This is a genomic window from Streptomyces sp. SID5469, assembly GCF_009862865.1.
Lineage (GTDB): Bacteria > Actinomycetota > Actinomycetes > Streptomycetales > Streptomycetaceae > Streptomyces > Streptomyces avermitilis.
Map to the genome: position 1 here is coordinate 1,717,079 of NZ_WWIN01000001.1, position 17,888 is coordinate 1,734,966.

At 68.0% G+C, this 17,888-nt stretch carries 15 protein-coding genes; 11 read left to right on the top strand and 4 right to left on the bottom strand.

Annotation, left to right across the window (positions count from 1 at the left end; genetic code table 11):
- Positions 1-201: 201 nt before the first annotated feature.
- On the bottom strand, positions 202-1,875 hold the full coding sequence (locus GTY58_RS07395; protein WP_237528733.1) for a GAF domain-containing protein: 1,674 nt from the start codon (positions 1,873-1,875) through the stop codon (positions 202-204).
- A gap of 293 nt (positions 1,876-2,168) precedes the next feature.
- Here GTY58_RS07395 and GTY58_RS07400 point away from each other — a divergent pair, with 293 nt between their 5' ends.
- The 10 genes from GTY58_RS07400 (at position 2,169) to GTY58_RS07445 (ending at position 13,978) form a co-directional block, all read left to right on the top strand.
- Positions 2,169-3,194 (top strand): NAD(P)-dependent alcohol dehydrogenase, encoded by a 1,026-nt coding sequence (locus tag GTY58_RS07400; RefSeq protein ID WP_010982831.1) that lies wholly within the window; start codon positions 2,169-2,171, stop codon positions 3,192-3,194.
- A 20-nt stretch (positions 3,195-3,214) separates the two neighbouring features.
- The gene (locus GTY58_RS07405; RefSeq protein WP_010982832.1) at positions 3,215-4,816 is read left to right on the top strand and encodes an extracellular solute-binding protein; all 1,602 of its coding nucleotides are present in this window, start codon (positions 3,215-3,217) and stop codon (positions 4,814-4,816) included.
- An 81-nt stretch (positions 4,817-4,897) separates the two neighbouring features.
- Positions 4,898-5,776, top strand: coding sequence for a sugar ABC transporter permease (locus GTY58_RS07410; RefSeq protein ID WP_037646033.1), 879 nt, complete (start codon positions 4,898-4,900; stop codon positions 5,774-5,776).
- Positions 5,773-6,618, top strand: coding sequence for a carbohydrate ABC transporter permease (locus GTY58_RS07415; RefSeq protein WP_010982834.1), 846 nt, complete (start codon positions 5,773-5,775; stop codon positions 6,616-6,618). Before GTY58_RS07410 ends, GTY58_RS07415 begins: the two co-directional genes overlap by 4 nt.
- Positions 6,615-7,703 carry an ABC transporter ATP-binding protein gene (locus GTY58_RS07420; RefSeq protein WP_010982835.1) on the top strand — a complete coding sequence of 363 codons (1,089 nt, stop codon included), beginning with the start codon at positions 6,615-6,617 and terminating at the stop codon, positions 7,701-7,703. The genes GTY58_RS07415 and GTY58_RS07420 overlap by 4 nt, the downstream gene beginning before the upstream one ends.
- 1 nt (position 7,704) lies before the next feature.
- Positions 7,705-8,784, top strand: a complete 1,080-nt coding sequence (locus GTY58_RS07425) for an ABC transporter ATP-binding protein (protein WP_010982836.1) — start codon at positions 7,705-7,707, stop codon at positions 8,782-8,784.
- Between the two features lie 361 nt (positions 8,785-9,145).
- Entirely contained in the window at positions 9,146-11,452 is a 2,307-nt protein-coding gene (locus GTY58_RS07430) for a hypothetical protein (protein WP_037646032.1), read from the top strand.
- Positions 11,449-12,594, top strand: a complete 1,146-nt coding sequence (locus GTY58_RS07435) for a hypothetical protein (RefSeq protein WP_010982838.1) — start codon at positions 11,449-11,451, stop codon at positions 12,592-12,594. The genes GTY58_RS07430 and GTY58_RS07435 overlap by 4 nt, the downstream gene beginning before the upstream one ends.
- Positions 12,595-12,611: 17 nt before the next feature.
- On the top strand, positions 12,612-13,514 hold the full coding sequence (locus tag GTY58_RS07440) for a hypothetical protein (RefSeq protein ID WP_010982839.1): 903 nt from the start codon (positions 12,612-12,614) through the stop codon (positions 13,512-13,514).
- Between the two features lie 56 nt (positions 13,515-13,570).
- Complete coding sequence (locus GTY58_RS07445; RefSeq protein WP_010982840.1) at positions 13,571-13,978, top strand: hypothetical protein; 408 nt, start codon at positions 13,571-13,573, stop codon at positions 13,976-13,978.
- 7 nt (positions 13,979-13,985) lie between these two features.
- On the opposite strand, the gene GTY58_RS07450 is transcribed toward GTY58_RS07445, so the two are convergent.
- The 3 genes from GTY58_RS07450 to GTY58_RS07460 form a co-directional block, all read right to left on the bottom strand.
- Entirely contained in the window at positions 13,986-14,534 is a 549-nt protein-coding gene (locus GTY58_RS07450; RefSeq protein WP_137865273.1) for a hypothetical protein, read from the bottom strand.
- Between the two features lie 92 nt (positions 14,535-14,626).
- Positions 14,627-15,613: an aldo/keto reductase gene (locus tag GTY58_RS07455; protein WP_010982842.1), complete on the bottom strand. Its 987-nt coding sequence runs from the start codon at positions 15,611-15,613 to the stop codon at positions 14,627-14,629.
- On the bottom strand, positions 15,610-16,443 hold the full coding sequence (locus GTY58_RS07460) for an amidohydrolase family protein (RefSeq protein ID WP_010982843.1): 834 nt from the start codon (positions 16,441-16,443) through the stop codon (positions 15,610-15,612). Before GTY58_RS07460 ends, GTY58_RS07455 begins: the two co-directional genes overlap by 4 nt.
- Before the next feature lie 607 nt (positions 16,444-17,050).
- Between GTY58_RS07460 and GTY58_RS07465 the strand changes: the two genes are divergently transcribed.
- Positions 17,051-17,827, top strand: coding sequence for an FCD domain-containing protein (locus GTY58_RS07465; protein WP_010982844.1), 777 nt, complete (start codon positions 17,051-17,053; stop codon positions 17,825-17,827).
- The last annotated feature ends 61 nt before the right edge of the window (positions 17,828-17,888 follow it).

The window sequence follows — 17,888 nt, forward strand, 5'->3', positions numbered from 1 at the left end:
TGTTGAACGCGGTCAAGGCCGGCAGCCCGCCGGGCGCGGTGTCACGGCGTGGCGGCCACCACCCGCACGTCCCACGATGGATCCCGCCCGCCATCCACGCCACAGGGGCCGGGCCACCGTCCTGGTCCGTGCTGCGTCGCCGCCCGGGCGGCGACGCCGGGCAGACGCCGCGCGCCACGGCCGACGTGCCGGATCGGCCCGTCACGTCAGGCTCGACGGGACGATCCCGTAGCGGCGCATCTTGCGGTACATCGTGGCGCGGGAGATCCCGAGGTCCTGCGCGGTCCGCTGGACGTTGGAGTTGCGGTCCAGCAACCCGCGCAGAATGGCGTCGCGTTCCAGCGCCTCGATGGTGGTCAGGACCTTGTGCGAGGACACCCGGCATTCCGGCGGCAGGTCCTCCACGTGGATCATCCGGCCGGAAGGCCGTCGCGCCAGGCCGCGGATCACCGTCTCGAGCTGCCGGACGTTCTCCGGCCAGGGGCATCGCTGAAGCAGGGCCAGCGCATCCGGGGAGAACGTGTTCTCGCCGCTCGGCCGGTACTTGCGCAGGAACAACCGCGCCAGGTGCTCGATGTCCCCATACCGATGACGCAGGGGAGGCACCTCCACCGAGGCGCCACAGAGCTGGTCGAGGTGGTCGTCGGCACCGACCATCGACGGCTGGCAGATCATGACCAGCTGCCCACTCGCGCTGCCGTCCAGCCGCACCAGCAGGTCCGCCAGCCGCTGCCGCAGCTGGTCGCCCAACAGGTGGACGTCGCTCAGGACGAGCACGGTGGACGGCACGACAAGCAGCTCTCCGATGTCGTGCAGCCAGCGCTCGGTGACGGCCGGTGAATCCGACGGCGGCGCTTGTGTCATCTCCAGCCGGCGTCCGGCGCCGTGGGCCCGGTGCAGGGCCGCGACCAGCGTCCTCTTGCCGACGCCGGCTTCGCCCAGGAGATGAAGCCAGGTCCCGGCGACGAACGCTGCTTCGCTGTCGGCGACCGCGCGCAGCCAGTGCGGGGACGAGCCCACCAGTCCCAGGCTGGAGCGGGCGGGCGAGGCGGAACCCGCAGATGTGGGCTGGAGCCGTCCGATCAGCCGGACTCGGAAGACGGCGCCCGCGTCACTGTCCTCGCGCCGACAGCGACTGACCCTGAGTTCGGCGACCCGTCCCGAGGGCAGGGCGATGCTGCGGGTCCCCTCGAGCCGGGGATGGTCGGCGATCTCACGGGCGTGATCGAGCAGCGCATAGTGATCCGGCCCGGTCACGGCGGCACTGAGCGGCTCGTTCATCATGACGACATCGCGGTTGAGGGCCAGCACGGGTCCCGGGCGCGTCGAGGAGCACGCCTCCATGTAGTCCTGGAACAGAGCCCGCTCGCGCCGCGAGGTGATCGCCGCGATCTCGGCCTCGATCTGGGCCGCGACCGAGCGGGCGAAGGCCATCAGCATGCCGCCGGAGCCCTGGCGGATGGTGGTGAGGTTGAAGGCTCCCAGCAGGGTGCGCCGGGTGGGATGCAGGATCGGTACGGCCGCGCAGTGGAAGTCCCGCAGCGCCTCGACGTAGTGCTCCATTCCGGCGATCATCACCGGGCGGCCGCTGGCCAGCGCGGTCCCGATGCCGTTGGTGCCCACGTAGCGCTCGGCGAACACATGGCCGGGGGCCAGGTGCACGCGGTTGAGGTTCGTCGTCAGGCCCTCGTGCGAGACCTTCCGGGACAGGACCACACCGTTACGGTCCGTGATCATCGTGGAGACCGGGTCGTCGGCGAGCTGCTCGTGCAGCCTGTCCTGGATCGGCAGCGCGGCCCTTGCGAGGGGGCTGTCCAGATTGGGGTTGTCCAGGTACGGAGCCTCGAGGCTGCCCGACTTCACCTGGTATTCCATCGAGCGATGCCATGAGGCCACCACGAGCGGCCGGGCGCTTGGATCCTTGGTGACTTCCAGGTAGAGCTCTCTGGCTGCTCTCAGTGAGCTTCCGGGTTGTTGGCGGGGCATTAACACTCCCGTACTGCGCGCGTCACAATCCCTCGGTTCAGTGATTGGACCAGCTCGATGGCGTGGCGCCTACGGCGTGTATCACATTGAGACATTCGCGGACGGATTCTGAGACATCGCCCTGCGATCGGCGGCCTGTGTAATCGGCGCACCACCCACCCGCCGACTCGCAGGGAGCCGCTATGAAAGCCGTGCAGGTCATCGAGTACGACGAGCCGCCCGCGCTCGTGGACGTACCGGACCCGCAGATCACCGGCCCGCTGGATGTGATCGTGAAGATCGGGGGCGCCGGAGTCTGCCGGACCGATCTGCACATCCTCGAAGGACAGTGGAAGGACAAGAGCGGGGTCGCCCTTCCGTACACGATCGGTCATGAGAACGCCGGCTGGGTCGCCGAGGTCGGGCAGGCCGTGACCCACGTCAAGGTCGGTGACCCGGTCATCCTGCACCCGCTGGTGACCTGCGGTCTGTGCCGCGCCTGCCGGGCCGGCGACGACGTGCACTGCATGAACTCGGCATTCCCCGGCATCGACACCGCCGGGGGCTACGCCGAGTACCTGAAGACCAACGCCCGCTCCATCGTGCCCCTCGCCCCGTCCCTGGAGCCGGCCTCGGTGGCGGCCCTGGCCGACGCCGGGCTCACGGCGTACCACGCCGTCGCCAAGGCGGCGCGGGTGCTGCGGCCCGGTGACAAGGCCGTGGTCATCGGCGCCGGCGGACTCGGGCACATCGGGATTCAGGTGCTGCGGGCCCTGTCGCCGGTCGAGATGATCGTCATCGACCGCAGCCCGGAGGCCCTCGCGCTGGCCAAGGAACTGGGCGCCGACCACACGCTCGTCGCGGACGGAAGCGAGGCCGAACGCGTACGGGACCTCACCGCGGGGCACGGGGCGGAGGCCGTCCTGGACTTCGTCGGCGAAGGGGGCGCCGTCGAGACGGGAGTGGCCTGCCTGCGCCGCAACGGCAATTACCACGTCATCGGTTACGGCGGCCGTCTGAACGTGCCGACGATCGACGTCATCTCCACGGAGATCAACTTCATCGGCAACCTCGTCGGGTCCTACAACGACCTCTCCGAGCTGATGGTCCTGGCGGCCCAGGGCAAGGTCACCCTGCACACCCAGCGCTACCCCCTCGCCTCCTTCCGGCAGGCCCTCGACGACCTGGACACCGGGGCCGTACGCGGCCGAGCGATCTTGATCCCCTGACACGTCCAAGGAGCACTTCCATGCGTACGAGACCCTACAAGCGGTTCGCCGCCGTCGCGGCCGTCGCGGCGCTGACCGCCACCGCGTGCACCGCCCCGGACCAGGCACAGGAAGGGCCGAAGGACAAGGCCCCGCTCTTCAAGCTCGGCTCGCAGATCAGCTACGAGAAGTACGGCAAGGACTACCCGGACACCAAGGTGGAGGACGTCCCGGGGCCGTGCAGCTATGAGGCGATCAGCCGGAAGGACTACTCCGGGCAGACGCTGAAGATCATCAGCCATGCCGTGCCGGTAATCGGCGAGCCGACTCAGCTGCACGCCAAGCAGTTCGAGGAGATCACCGGGGCGAAGGTCGAGGTGGTCAACGTCCCCTTCGGTGAGCTGCACCAGAAGATCCTCACGCCCCTTCAGGCGGGCCAGCCCGCCTACGACGTGATGTTCTACCCCTCGCTGTGGATAGGCGACCTGGCCCCGTACCTCGCGCCGGTGCCGAAGAAGTATCTGAACACTCCCGGCATGAAGGACGTCACGGGTACCTATATGGACGTGGCGACTTGGAACAGGAAGGTCGTGCAGTACCCCATGGACGGGGACCGGCACTACCTCAAGGTCCGCACCGACGTGCTGAACGACCCCAAGCAGCAGGCGGCCTACAAGGCGGCCACGGGCAAAGAGCTGAGAGTTCCGAAGACCTGGGACGAATACCAGGACGTCGCCAAGTTCTTCAGCGGCAAGGACTTCGACGGCGACGGCAAGCGCAACTACGGCAGCGCCGAGGTGACCAAGCGCGACGATCTGACGTTCTCCGCCTTCATCAGCCGGGCGGCGCCGTATGTGAAGAACCCGGACGTCAAGGGCGGTGTCTTCTTCGACCTCGAGACCATGAAGCCGCTGATCAACACGCCCGGCTTCGTCCGCGCCCTGGACGACATGGTGAAGGCCAAGTCGACCTGGGCACCCGGTGGCGCCAACTTCGGCCTGGGAGACGAGATCTTCTCCTTCGGCGGCGGCCAGACGCTGATGTCGTACTCGTGGGACGACGCCTTCATCCAGGCCCAGCAGCCCGACAGCAGGATCCGTAACAAGGTGCAGGCGGCGCCACTGCCCGGGTCCAGCGAGGTCTACAACCGCACCACCAAGTCGTGGGACACGAAGGCGAACCAGGCTCCCTACTTCACCTGGGGCTGGACTTCGGCGGTGGCCAAGGCCTCACGCCACCAGCAGATGGCGTTCGACTACCTGTGCTTCTTCAGCAACGAGGCCAACACCGCCCTCGACCTGACCATCGGCCGGTTCGGCGTCAACCCCTACCGCTACTCCCACTTCGACCCGAGCTTCTGGGAGAGGCTGGGCTGGGACCCGAAGGTCGCCAAGTCGTACGTGAAGACGCTCTCCGGTATGGAGGAGAGCCGCAACCGCGTCTTCGACCTGCGCGTTCCCGGTGTCAACCAGTACATGTCCGCGCTGGCCAACGGCGTCGCCGCGGCGCTGGCGGGCCAGGACTCCCCGCAGGACGCGCTGGACGGCGTGGCCGGGGAATGGTCCAAGATCACCGGTCAGATCGGCAAGGACAAGGTCCAGAGCGCCTATCGCAACGTGGTCGCGCTCGAGGACAACTCCTGATCCGACCGCAGGACGCCCCGGGTGGCCGGACCGGACCGGCCGGCCACCCGGGGGCGCCCGCCCCCTTCCGCAAGGAGAACCATGGACGGCCTGCGCCGGCACAAGAGCATGTTCCTGCTGCCGGGACTGCTCACACTCTTTCTGATCATCATTTTCCCGCTTCTGTTCACCATCCGGGTCAGCTTCTCCGGCTGGAACGTCAGCAACCCTCAGATGGACTTCATCGGAGGCGCCAACTACACCGCGATGCTGCACGACAGCCGTTTCTGGGCCTCCATCACCCGGCTGATCCTGCTGGCGGGCGGCACGGTCCTGATCCAGTACGTCATCGGATTCGGTATGGCCCTGCTGGTCTGGCGCGAGGCGCGCGGCCGCAGATTCTGGCGGGTGCTCTTTCTCGTCCCCATGATGACCACGCCCGTGGTGATGGCCGCCATCTGGCAGACGATCTTCCATGAGTCACTGGGGCCGGCGAACGATCTGCTGGGGATGCTGGGCCTGACGAACATTCCCTGGCTCACCGAGTCGGGTCCGGCGCTGGTCGCGCTGATGACCGTCGAGGTCTGGCAGTGGACCCCCTTCATGTTCCTGTTGCTGCTGGCCGGTCTGCTCAGCCTTCCCAAGGAACCGTTCATGGCCGCCGCGATCGACGGCGCCGGCACCTGGCGCACCTTCTGGAAGGTGACCTTCCCGCTGATGGCACCGGTCTCGGTCGCGGCGATCGTCATCCGGCTGATCGAGGCGTCCAAGCTCTCCGACAGCGTCTACGTACTGACGTCCGGCGGGCCGGGATCCTCCACGGAGACCCCGGGTTACTACCTCTACATCCAGGGGCTCCGCGATCAGCAGACCGGCTACGGCGGGGCGATGTCCCTGACCTACCTCGTCCTGATGATCGTCACGCTCACGGTCGTCGCCGCCCTGCTCACCAGGGCCTTCAAGCTGAAGGGGGACTCATGAGGTCGCGCCTTTATCCCGTGTTCAAGTACACCGTGATCGCGCTGTGGGCCTGCTTCGTCGCGGGACCGTTCCTCTGGGCCATGACGACCAGCTTCAAGAACGCCAACGCCGTCCAGGGCGGTCCCACCTACATCCCCTGGGTGCAGTACAAGCCCACCCTGACCGGCTGGCACAACATCTTCGGCGGGGCCGGCGGTATCGATGTGGTCCAGCCCTTCGTCAACAGCGCCGTCATCACCATCGCCGCGTCCGCCATCAGCCTGGCCCTGGGGTCCCTGGCCGCCTACGCGCTGTCCCGGTACCGGTTCAAGCTGGGTTTCATCAAGAACAGCGACATCGTCTTCTTCTTCGTCTCCCAACGGATCATGCCGCCCGTCGTCCTGGTGATCCCCTTCTTCTACCTCCTTCAGTGGGGCGGCCTCCTGGACAGCATCCCGGGCCTGGTCATCGTGACGGTCGCGCTGCTGCTGCCGATCGCGGTGTGGGTGATGGTGGACTTCTTCAACGGCATCCCCCGGGAGATCGACGAGATGGCGATGCTGGACGGCTGCCCCCCGTTCCAGACCTTCGTGCGGGCGATCCTGCCGAACTCCCTGCCCGGGCTGACCGTGGCGGCGATGTTCTGCGCCGTGTTCGGCTGGAACGACTTCTTCTTCGCCTTCCGGCTGACCTTCACCGAGGTCCAGACGCTGCCCCAGGCGGTCGTCGCCCTCAACTCCTCCATTCCACCGTGGTGGACGCTGTCCGCCGCCGCGCTCTTCGGCGTGGCACCGCTGATCCTGCTCGCCCTCTGGGTGGAGCGTCTGCTGTCCAAGGGCAACCTGTCGGGAGCCGTCCGATGAACCTGCATGCCACTGATCTGTGCCTGACCGTCGACGGCGTCGACCACCTCAAGAACGTGACCGCCACCTTCCGGCCGGGCCGGCTCCACACCGTCATCGGCCGGACGATGGCCGGGAAGACGACGCTGCTGCGGGCCCTGGCCGGCCTGCAGAAAGTGGACTCCGGCTCGCTGACCCGGGCGGGAGCCGACTTCCTCAAGACGCCGGTGTGGCGGCGCGACACCGCCATGGTCTACCAGCAGTTCATCAACTACCCGCATCTCAACGTGTTCGACAACGTGGCCTTCCCGCTGAAGCGGGCCGGGCTGTCACGGGACGTGATCCGGCGACGGGCCCGGCAGAGCCTGGCGAGCGTGGGACTCGCGGACTTCGAGAAGCGCAAGCCCTCCCAGCTCTCCGGCGGCCAGCAGCAGCGCGTCGCGATGGCTCGCGCCCTGGCCCGCGATACCGGCATCCTCCTGCTCGACGAGCCACTGGCGAACCTGGACTACAAGTTGCGCGAACAACTCCGCGACGAGTTCAAGGCCCTCTTCTCGGACCAGGGCGACACGATCGTCATCTACACGACCACCGAACCCGCCGAGGCGATGATGCTCGGGGACGTGGTCCTGGTCATGCACGAGGGGCGGATCCTCCAGACCGGCACCCCGCAGGAGGTCTTCGAACGCCCGGCGACCACCACGGTGGCGTCCATCATCAACGACCCGCCCATGAACATCTTCGCGGGCCGGATCGAGGGCGGTCAGGTCACGGTGGCCGGCTTCCAGGCCACGCACATCTCCGCGCACCTGGCCGACCTGCCCGACGGTACGTACCAGTTCGGACTGCGCGCCACCGACGTCGGCCTGGCTTCCAGCGGGGTCGAGGGCGAGGTCACCTTCGTCGAGATCTCCGGCTCCGAGACCTTCGTCCATGTGGTCGTCGGCGAGACCCCCTTCGTCGTACAGATCGAGGGCATCCACGACGTCGCCCTCGGCGACCTGGTCAGACTTCGGCTCCGTCCCGACCGGCTGTTCGCCTTCGACGAGCAGGGGACGCTCGTGCGAACACCTTCATACGATCTCGCTTCAGTGGAAGGGCGCTGACATGGCGCAGTTGGACATCGTCGACGTCGGGCACGCGTACGCGCCGGGTGCCGAGGAGGAGCAGTGGGCTCTCAAACCGCTGAGGCTGACCTTCGAGTCCGGCAAGACCTATGCGCTGGTCGGACCCTCGGGCTGCGGCAAGACGACGCTGCTGAACATCCTGTCCGGCCTGGTCAGACCATCCCGGGGACAGGTGCTGTTCGACGGCGTCGACGTCACCGCCCTGCCCACGAAGGCGCGCAACATCGCCCAGGTCTTCCAGTTCCCCGTCATCTACAAGTCGATGACGGTCTACGAGAACCTCGCCTTCCCGCTGGAATGCCGGCGCTGGGACAAGGCGAGGATCGACGCCAAGGTCCGGCAGGTCGCCGAGGCCCTGGACCTGCACGACCGGCTGAGGCAGCCCGCTCGCGGGCTCACCGCCGACGACAAACAGCTGATCTCACTCGGCCGCGGCCTGGTCCGTGACGACGTGGCGGCCGTCCTGATGGACGAGCCGCTCACCGTGATCGACCCGCAGCTGAAGCACTCGCTGCGGCGCAAGATCCGAGAGATCACCGAGCAGTTCCGGCCCACGGTGATCTACGTGACGCACGACCAGTACGAGGCGATGAGCTTCGCGCAGGAAGTGCTCGTCATGAAGGACGGCCGCGCCGTACAGCAAGGCACCCCCGAGCAGCTCTTCGAGGCGCCCTCCTCCACCTACGTCGGCTACTTCATCGGCTCACCGGCGATGAACTTCCTGACCGTGGACCGGAACGAGAGGCCCTTCGCACTGGGCGGCCGGACGCTGTCCGTTGCCTGGGACATCCCCCAGGGCACGACCGACGTCCAGGTCGGCGTCCGGCCCGAACACGTCAAGGTCGTCACCGACCCCGGCCCCAACACCTTCCCCGGCCGGCTGCGGAGCGTCAGCGACCACGGCGCGCAGCGCGTGCTCGAGGTCGAGGTCGCCGGGCAACTCGTCAGGGCCAAGACTCCGCGGGAGGAGGGAGTTCCCCTCGGCGAGGCGGTCCTCGTACACCTGCCGCGCGCCAAGGTCCTTCCGTACGCGGACGGTCAGTTGGTACTCCGGTCGTAACGATCCGCCCCACCTACCCGCCCCACCTACCCGCCCCACCTACCCGTCCCACCTACCCGTCCCACCGCGGCGGGCCCCCACCAGGGGCCCGCCGCGGCGCGTGACGCGCCGCGGCCGTGCGGCGGAACGCCGACGCGTGGGGTGCACGCGACGCTTGGCTGATGCACCTGGATGTGCTGCGCCGACCATGTCCAGAGCGCTGGACGCGAAGTCTGGACCTGGGTTGTTCCGCTTCGTGCGGTAATCACCGAACTCCGGGCAGGGGCACGTCCACACCGGTACGGTGCCTACCAGATGGGGAGTGACGCACCTAACTCGTATGCAGTGGGGTGAAGGGTGCCATTGCGCTACTGGGGGACACATGTCGGAGATATCGACAGCAATCGACGCCCTGCTGCAAGCCCGGCTGCGGCAGTTACCCGAGGTGGAACGCGAAAGTGCGCGCTGGCACACGCTGGGCGAGCGCCTCGCCGAGTTGGCGGACGCACTCGCCGATCTGCGGGCGCACACCACCATGGACGCCGAACTGGTGGCGGCCCTGACCCTTCCTCAGCTGACGGAGACCCAGCTGTCCGTAGCGCAAGCAGCGGACTCATTCAGAGTGATCGCCTCCCGCTTCACCCGGGCAACGGTCAACATCGGTGTGAGCGGCGCGGCGCGCATGGGCAAGAGCACCCTGCTGCAGTCGATCTCAGGCCTCGACGACAACCAGATTCCGACCGGTCACGGCATCCCGGTCACCGCGGTCCGCAGCCGGATCTTCCACTCACCTGCGGTGCGGCGGGCCGAGTTGGAGATGCACAGCCCGGAGAGCTTCCTCGCGACGGTGATCTCCCCGCTGCACGCGGCGCTCGATCTCTCCCCCGTGCCGCGTACGGTCGCCGAATTCGGCCGCTGGGTCTATCCGGAAGTCCTGCCGGACACCCGGGACAGGGTGCTGCTGACCCGGCTGCGTGAACTGCAGAGTGCCCTGACGTCGTACGAGCCGCTACTGACCGGCGGTGTCAGAACGGTGCCGCTGGAGGAGGTGCGGCCGTTCGTGGCGTACCCGACCCATGAGGAGATCACCAAGGCGGGCGAGCGGGTGGGACGTGCCTATGCGGCGGTGCGCGAGGCCCGCATCGAGTGCGCCTTCCCGCATGAGCATGTGGCCAGGATCGGCATCGTGGACCTGCCGGGCCTCGGGGAGGTGGTCGCGGACGCCGACCGGCGGCATGTCGCGGGTCTGCGCAACGAGGTCGACGCGGTGCTGGTGGTCAAGCGTTCCTCCGACACCTCCTCGTACTTCGACGAGACGGACACCGCCGGACTCGGCCTTCTCGAGGAGGTACGGGGATTCGTGCGCAGCACCGGGGAATTCACCTACTTGGTGCACAACGCCGATCCGGACAAGCCCCACCTCGCGGAGAACCTCCGCGGCGATCTGCTGCGCAATGTCAACGGGGGCGAACCGGACCGCTTCTTCACCGTCTTCGAGACCGACGTACGCGACCCGGAGCGGGTCGGCCGGGAGGTGCTCGGTCCCCTGTTGAAACGGATGGCGGAGGGGCTGCCCGTCATGGACGCCGAGGTGCTCGCCGGCATCCGCACCCAGGCCTCATCCGTACGGGACCGTGTCCGCCTGCAGCTCACCGATCTGCGTCTGGCGCTGGACCAGGTGGCACAGCGGGCTGGAGTTCCGGAGGAAGTCAACGACGCCAAGGCCGCGCAGTTGCGCAGCGCTGTCGCCAGGCGGTTGCGCGGGCTGGTCGCCGAACTGGCCGCGGAGGCGCACGGCTCGATGGTAGGTCCGGGCTTCGGCGAAGCGCTTGAGAAGGCATACGAGGGCGTACTCGAGTGGATCCAGGACGGCTTCGGCAAGGGCACGGACGCCTGGCGGGAGGAGGCGCTGACCTGCATGATCACCGAAGGCCACTCGGCGGCGTTCGCGGGGCCGGAATTCAGCAGGGTCCGGGTCGAGATCAGCCGCCGCTTCGCGGCCCTGGACGACTTCTTCACGGCACGCCTCAACGCCGCCTGGAACCGTACTGCCGCGATGCTCGCCGCCGAGTGCGGAGCGCTTTTCCAGCGTAATGACAGCAGGCAGGCGGACAGTGTCTCCAGCTCCGACGACGCCACTGCCACACCCTCCGCCCACCCCGGACGCGATGTCCTCGCCGAGCTGGCCGAACTGTTCGCCCGTTCCTCCCAGCCGTGCCCGGGTCTTGCCTCCGCGGTCGACAGTCTGCTGGACGTACGGCTGGAGTACCGCACCCTGCTCTACCCCCGGGTACGCCCCGAGCTCGCCCCGCTGAACCTCCAGGTCACTCACCCGAACACGGGCGAGCAGATGCAGCAGGTGGCGGTTCCCCTGACCGCAGAGGGGGCCGAGCATCTCCACGAGCTGTTCAACAGCCTTGCCGAGCAGGCGGCGTTCCGGATCAAGCAGTCGCTGTCCCAGGAAGCCGCGGTGCCTGCGGCTGTCATCCACGCGCTGGTGGAGCAGTTCGAGGACACCCTGATCCGGTCCGGCACGTCGGTCATGGAATTCCGGCGGTTCGTCCGTTCGTACCGCAACGACCTGTGGCCGGCGGAGTTCAAGGGGATCGACGAGGCCAACAGCCGCTTCGCCCGCGTCCTCCGCGTTGTACAGGACATCTCCGACGTACTCGATGAGGAGCAGCCGTGACGGACGAACACTCGGTCTTCGAGTACAAGATCGGCTTGCTGGCCCCCAGCCGCGTGGGCAAGAGCACGCTGATCGCCGGCCTGCTCACCGAGGGCCAACAGCAGCTGGCACAGGACTCCTCGGTACACCTGCTCACCGCGGACCGGCCCACCAAGAACCGGCTGGCCGCCACCTACAACCTGGTCTCCGGAGCGCTCAAGGCCCGGATGTTCGAGCCGGGCCTCGTGCCCAGTACCAGCGATCCTTCCTGGTTCCGGCTGCTGCTGGAAGCACGGGGGCAAGACCTGCAGATCCGGTTCGACATCCTCGACTACCCGGGTGCGTGGCTGGAAGGAGCCGGCGAAGGCACCGAGGACGAGCAGAAATGGAACGAATGCGAGGCGTTCCTCGCCGACAGCTCCGTGCTCATCCTCCCGATCGATTCGGTGCTGCTCATGGACTCCGGTGACGACCACGCGCATCTGCTCGCCTCTCACCTCTCCGTATTCCAGATCAACCAGGCCGTACTCAGATGGGCGAAGAACCGGCGGGAGCTGTCCGGTGAGCCCGCGATGATCGTGTTCTGCCCGGTCAAGTGCGAGACGTACCTGTCGGACAGCGGCAGTCTCCAGGATCACGCGGGTACGTTGCGGGGCAAGGTGGTCGACCAGTTCAGCGATGTACTCAAGACGGTCCGGGACGCGGCCCCGCACGCGGCGGTCCGCTACCTCCCGATCGATACCTTCGGCTGTGTAGAGCTCGTCTCGGCCCGCTGGATCCATGCCCAGGGATCTCCCGGCGGCGAGATGCTCGTGCCCAAGTACCGGGTCCGGCCACCCGGCCAGATCGTCCGGAAGGGACTGGACGACCTCCTCACCCTGCTCTGCCGGCAACTGGTCGACACCGCGCGGGCGCAGAGCGAGCGGACGACAGCCGCGAAGCAGACGGCGGCCCTGAATTCCCGAAACCACGCGGAGTTGAGGGAGGGCTTCTTCCGCGACCTGTGGCTGAACTTCAACGGCGAACGCAACCGTCGCAGGCACACAGCCGCCACCGACGAGAGGCTGTTCGCCATGTCGCAGCGGACCACTCAGTCGCTCTTCGACGTGCTCACCGCCCTGGCCGGGCGGGAGAGCGGGCCCCGTCTGCACCACCTGAGCTGACCGCCGAAGGGACTACCGTGCACGTTTATCTTCGTACCCGGGGTGTGCCGCGCAAACTGGACTACGGCTTCCTCGGCGCCGCACCAGGAAGCCGCTGGTGGGACACATACTCGGAGCTCACCGCCACCGAGCGTCCCTGCTTGCTCGCCGTCACGTCGAAGGGCCGCTGGCGGGTACTGATCAGCGGGGTGCCCTCCACCCGAACCGACTCCGTGGGCACCCTTGTCTACTACACCCTGGTCCTCGACGGCTCTCCTTCTCCGGCCGGAACGGTGGGGCCCCGGCAGGACCGGCCCACGGTGTTGGCGCTCGCGTCACGTTGGCTGGACGACATCGCCCGTCACCCGGAGGGCCGCGGGGTGCTGTCCGAGCTCCTGGACGGTCTGTGTTCCAGCGCGGAGGTGGATCGGCTGCTGGCCGCCCGCCACTCGGAGCTCACCACCGAGCGCGCGGAGCTCACCGCCCGGCTCGCCACCGCGCTGGCATCCCTGAGCCCCGCCCCATCCCTGAACCCCGCCCCGTCCGTCCCGTCCGCGCAGGACAGCGGCGCCCCTTCTCCCGTCCTGCTCACGGAGCGCTGGATCGCCGGACGGACAGCACCGGGCGCCGACGCGGCCTTCCTGGCCCGACTGTCCTCGCTGCTGTCCGGGGAGGACGGGCAGGCGCACCTGCTCAACCTGGTCTCGTCCGCCGAAGACATCACCACACTGCCTCAGAAGCCAGGGCTGCTGGCCGTACTCATTGAGGGCGGCATGGTCGGCGACCCCGCGATGCCGGCCGAGGCGCTTCCGAAGCTGCCTTCGGAGGTCGTCGCCAGTGCCCCAAAAGCACGGTGGCGGGCGGCAATGGTTCCCACAGTGCTGACCGCCTTGATCCTGCTGTTGGTGGCCCTGGTGCTGGTCGCCGGCAACTGGACCTGACCAAGCCGTTTCTGAGCCAGGGCAAGATCCGCTTCCGCAGCCCGGAAAAGCGCCAGGTGCAGGTCTCGGTCGAACTCCGGGCACCGAGACGGCGTCTGACGTTCTTTTCCGCGGCCACCTATCAAAAAGAGTGGCTGGAGCCCGATTCCCTGCTGGCCTTCCGCTGTGAATTCGTCGCGGACGAAGCGCGGACCGGGCACCCCGTGCGGGCCCTCCTTCTCGCGCGGCTGGCCGTCGGCCGAGCCCGAGTATTCAATTACGAAACGGCCCGCTACGAATTCGGCCGGGTAGAGGACCTCGACTTCGCCGTATCTTTGGATGGTGAGACGGTGTACGAGGCATACGGTGCCCGGCCGATGGAGGAGGACAGGGGGCTGACTTTCAAGGACGAGACCGGTTACTGGACCACGATCCGCCCGATAACGTCCGCCCTGAAGCAGGCAGTGCGCGATGAGAATCCGTGACAGCATGTCAGCCCGCCGAACAGGGCTCATCGTCCAGAGCCGCGCGGGCGGAACCGGTGAAGTCTTTCAACCGCGCCCTGGCTTCGAGCACGTGTGCAGCGTGCCTGTCTCTCCATGTGTCGGTCCCAGCTCCTCGCAGGCTGTCGGCGTGCCAGGAGAAGAGATCGGACAAGGCAATGCCGAGAGCCGTCGTCAGAGCGTCCGCGGACTCGACAACCGCCGTGGACCCCTCCACCGCCACAGTGGACGCGGCGCGGCGAGCCGCGCTCACCAGATTCTCGGCCGCCCTGATGCGCTCCATCGCCTCTTCGAGGTGCACGGGACCTGCGCCACTCAGCGCTGTCCAAGCCCCCCGCAAGCCTTCCTCGGCCGCCACCGCCTCGGTGATCAGTGCGCTGTACGCGGCCTGGCGAACTTCTCGGCGCCATCGGTGGTGCTCCAAGTAAGCCTGTGATCGCACCTGCCAGCGAGTCGACCACGCTGCCACAACCGCCGCGACCGTTGTCCCCGCGACGCCGACCGCCGAGCCCAGGATTGCCGCCACCCCTGCGTCCACCCGCCCAATTCTGAGGCCGCCGGGCCGAGCGCACCAGAGACGACTTCCCGATGGAGGTCGTCCGGGAAGCCGAGCGACAGGCACCTCTTCTTTTACGAGGGCGGGATCTCTGCCGCCCATGTGGCTGCCGTGTCGAGGTCCAGCCATGCTTCCCCGGTCAGATCGGTGGTGGCCCAGCGGGCAGCGGAGACGACCTCCTCAGAGGTACGGAAACCTGCGACCACGCAGGCCACGCTGGGGTCGCGCAGCGGAAACCGCAGGGCGGCGTGGGGAAGTGCGGTGCCGTGTCGACCGGACACCCCGGCAAGGAGCCGAGCACGACGCAGTGCCGATTCCGAGGCGGGGCCGTAGTCGAAGGTGGCGTCATTCGCGGGGTGAGGACGGCTGAGCAGACCGGAGTTGAACGGGGCGGCGGCCACCACCGCGACCCCACGTTCGGCGCACGCGTCCAGCAAGGGGCGAGCGGTGCGGTCGAGAAGGGTCCACCGCCCGGCCACCATCACTGCGTCGGCCTCCGCCTCCGCGACGACGCGCAGCAGCGGGGCGACCGCGTTCATGCCGACACCGACGGCACCGATGACACCTTGGTCGCGCAGAGCCGTCAACGCGGGCAGGGCATGGTCGAGGGCGGCGTCCAGATGATCGTCGGGATCATGGACGTAGACGATGTCCACATGGTCCAGGCGCAGGCGATTCAGGCTGCCTTCCAGACTTCGCAGTACACCGTCCCGTGAGTAGTCGGGGCGGCGGACCAGCGTGTCGGGTACGGCGAAGCCTCCTGCCGTCAGGTCGGATCCGGTGGGTGCCGGGTGGGGTTCCAGCAGTCGGCCGACCTTGGTGGAGATGGTGAACTCCGACCGTGGACGGTGGGCGAGGGCATCGCCGAGCCGCCGTTCGGACAGTCCGAGGCCGTAGTGCGGGGCGGTGTCGTAGTAGCGCACTCCCACGTCCCAGGCGGCCTTGAGGGTGGCCTGTGCCTGGCAGTCGTCGATCGGGCCGTAGAGATTGCCGAGGGGGGCGGCGCCGAACCCCAGCGTGCTGACACGGACGCTCGTACGACCGAGCGGGCGGGCCTTCACGAGGGGATTCCGTACCAGCGCGCGGCCGTTGTCCCGAAGACCGCTTCCCGTTCGTCGGCGCTGAGCTCCTCGGTGAGCGATTCGGCGACGGCCACCACTTCGTCGTACTCGGCGGCGAGCAGGCAGACCGGCCAGTCCGAACCGTACATGAGGCGGTCCGGTCCCATCGTCTCGAACAATACGTCCGCGTAGGGGCGCAGAGCCGCGGCCGGGTCCCCGCCGGTCCGGGTGACCAGGCCGGACAGCTTCACCGTCACATTCGGGCACTCGGCCAGATCCGTCAGCAGCGCGGTCCAGGAGACGAGGCCGTCCGGACTCACGACGGGATTGCCGGCGTGATCCAGCACGAACCGGACGTCGGGCAACTCGCGCACGGCCCGCACCGCGGAGGGCAGTTGGTCGGGGCGGACGAGAAGGTCGTAGACGAGACCCGCTGCCGCGACCGACGTGATGCCGCGGCGGACCTCGGGGCGCGCCGGCCACTGCGGGTCGGTCTCGTCCTGGATGCCGTGCCGGATACCGACGAGCGCGGATCCGCCGGGTTGCTCCCGCAGTTCCGCGAGGCGGTCGGCGATGCCGGGTTCGGTCAGGTCGGTCCAGCCCACGACCGCCCGCACCTGCGGGTCCGTGCACGTCAGGGCCAGCAGTTCCGGTGTCTCCTGCGGCACGGCGATGGTCTGTACGACGACGGTGGCGTCGATCGCGTTCCGTTCGAGAGCCGGCCTGAGTTCAGCGGCGGTGAAGGTCCGGCGCAGCGCGGGCACGTCGCTGGTCCACGGCTGATCGCGAACTGACAGATCCCACAGGTGGTGATGAGCATCGATACGCACGCTTCGGTCCTTGAGCGTCGAGAAGGACTGGCGAGGGAAAGGCGCACGCGCCCACTGCGAGGAGCGCGGCGCGGGAGCGCCCTCCTCGCGGCGGCCGGTGCGTGAGGTGCGGCCCGCGGACGGCTCGGGCGTACGTGAGGTCTCAGTCAAGGCCGGCGGCCGCCGCCGATTCCCACTTCCACGATGTCTCCTTCGTGCGGGTAGCGTTCATCGGTCAGCCAAGTAGCGGATCAGTCCGGCACCCCGAACATCGGAGGTGCGCTTGTCCCACTGGCCACGGTGTTCCAGGCGGTCCCCGGGGGCCGGGGGCGACTTCGGGCGAGGCTCGTGCCGTCGGCGGGTCCTGGTGGCCGCCGCGTGCAGGGGCCGCCCGGCATCGCGTACCGCATGAGGAAGGATCTGCTTCATCTGGCAGGCAGGACCTTATGGATGGGATCCATTCTGCGCAACATCCTGACGGGAGTGCGTAGTTCAGTCCGTTTTGATGAGGTCTTCGCAGGGCTTCCGCCTGAGGTCTGTCCGTTCTCTTCCCAACTCGCAGCGGCAGTGCCATATTGGCCACCGTCAATGAATCAGATTAATCCGTGACGCAAGAGGGAGGTTCGCCTTGGGCGACTCAACACAGGCTCCTGGCAAGGCAGATGACGCGACGTCACGTCCCTACCGTCCGGGGTATGAACTGGTCGCGGAGCAACTGCTGGACTACATCGCCCAGGAGAACCTGCGGCCCGGCGACCGCCTCCCCACCGAACAGGGCCTGGCCCAGATCCTGGGAGCGTCCCGCAACGTCACCCGGGAGGCCGTGAAGGTCCTGGCCGCCATCGGCCGGCTCAATGTGCGGCGGGGCGCCGGTATCTTCGTCGCCGCCTCGGTCGGCGGGCTGCTGGACGACGAACTCTCGCACTTCCGGCCGACCAGCATGGAAGACGTCCGCATGCTCCTGGACTACCGCAAGGTGATCGAGTCGGAGACAGCACGCCGTGCCGCCTCCCTCGCCACCCCGATCGAGGTCCGGGCCATACGGGAGAGCGCGGAGAGCTCCCTGGCAGCGGCCACGATGAACGACGTGGACACCTTCGCCAAGGCTGATGCGGCCTTCCACGACGCGGTGGGCGCCGCCTCGCACAACGTGTTCCTGAGGTCGAGTGTCGCCGGTGTGAGGCGCTTGGCATCCCAGTCCGACGTGCTGCTCTTCCACGGTGACGTGCCCGGATCGCTGGAAGTCGCCGCGGGTCAGCATGTGGCCATAGCGGAGGCGGTCGCCGCGGGGGCGGCCGATCTCGCCGAGCGGCTGATGGTGGAACACATCGGCACCACACAGAGCCAGTTCGAGAAGAAGATTCGCGACCGGCTGTTCAGTCCCGACGCCGACACGGCCCCTTAGGCGCCCCCGGAGCCTTCGAGGAGCGGCGGCTCCGGGGCTCCACCGCCGTCCGCGGAGGCGG

Coding starts and splice junctions, on each gene's coding strand:
- GTY58_RS07395 (WP_237528733.1), bottom strand. CDS start 1,875: ATGGAATACCAGGTGAAGTCGGGCAGCCTCGAGGCTCCGTACCTGGAC.
- GTY58_RS07400 (WP_010982831.1), top strand. CDS start 2,169: ATGAAAGCCGTGCAGGTCATCGAGTACGACGAGCCGCCCGCGCTCGTG.
- GTY58_RS07405 (WP_010982832.1), top strand. CDS start 3,215: ATGCGTACGAGACCCTACAAGCGGTTCGCCGCCGTCGCGGCCGTCGCG.
- GTY58_RS07410 (WP_037646033.1), top strand. CDS start 4,898: ATGGACGGCCTGCGCCGGCACAAGAGCATGTTCCTGCTGCCGGGACTG.
- GTY58_RS07415 (WP_010982834.1), top strand. CDS start 5,773: ATGAGGTCGCGCCTTTATCCCGTGTTCAAGTACACCGTGATCGCGCTG.
- GTY58_RS07420 (WP_010982835.1), top strand. CDS start 6,615: ATGAACCTGCATGCCACTGATCTGTGCCTGACCGTCGACGGCGTCGAC.
- GTY58_RS07425 (WP_010982836.1), top strand. CDS start 7,705: ATGGCGCAGTTGGACATCGTCGACGTCGGGCACGCGTACGCGCCGGGT.
- GTY58_RS07430 (WP_037646032.1), top strand. CDS start 9,146: ATGTCGGAGATATCGACAGCAATCGACGCCCTGCTGCAAGCCCGGCTG.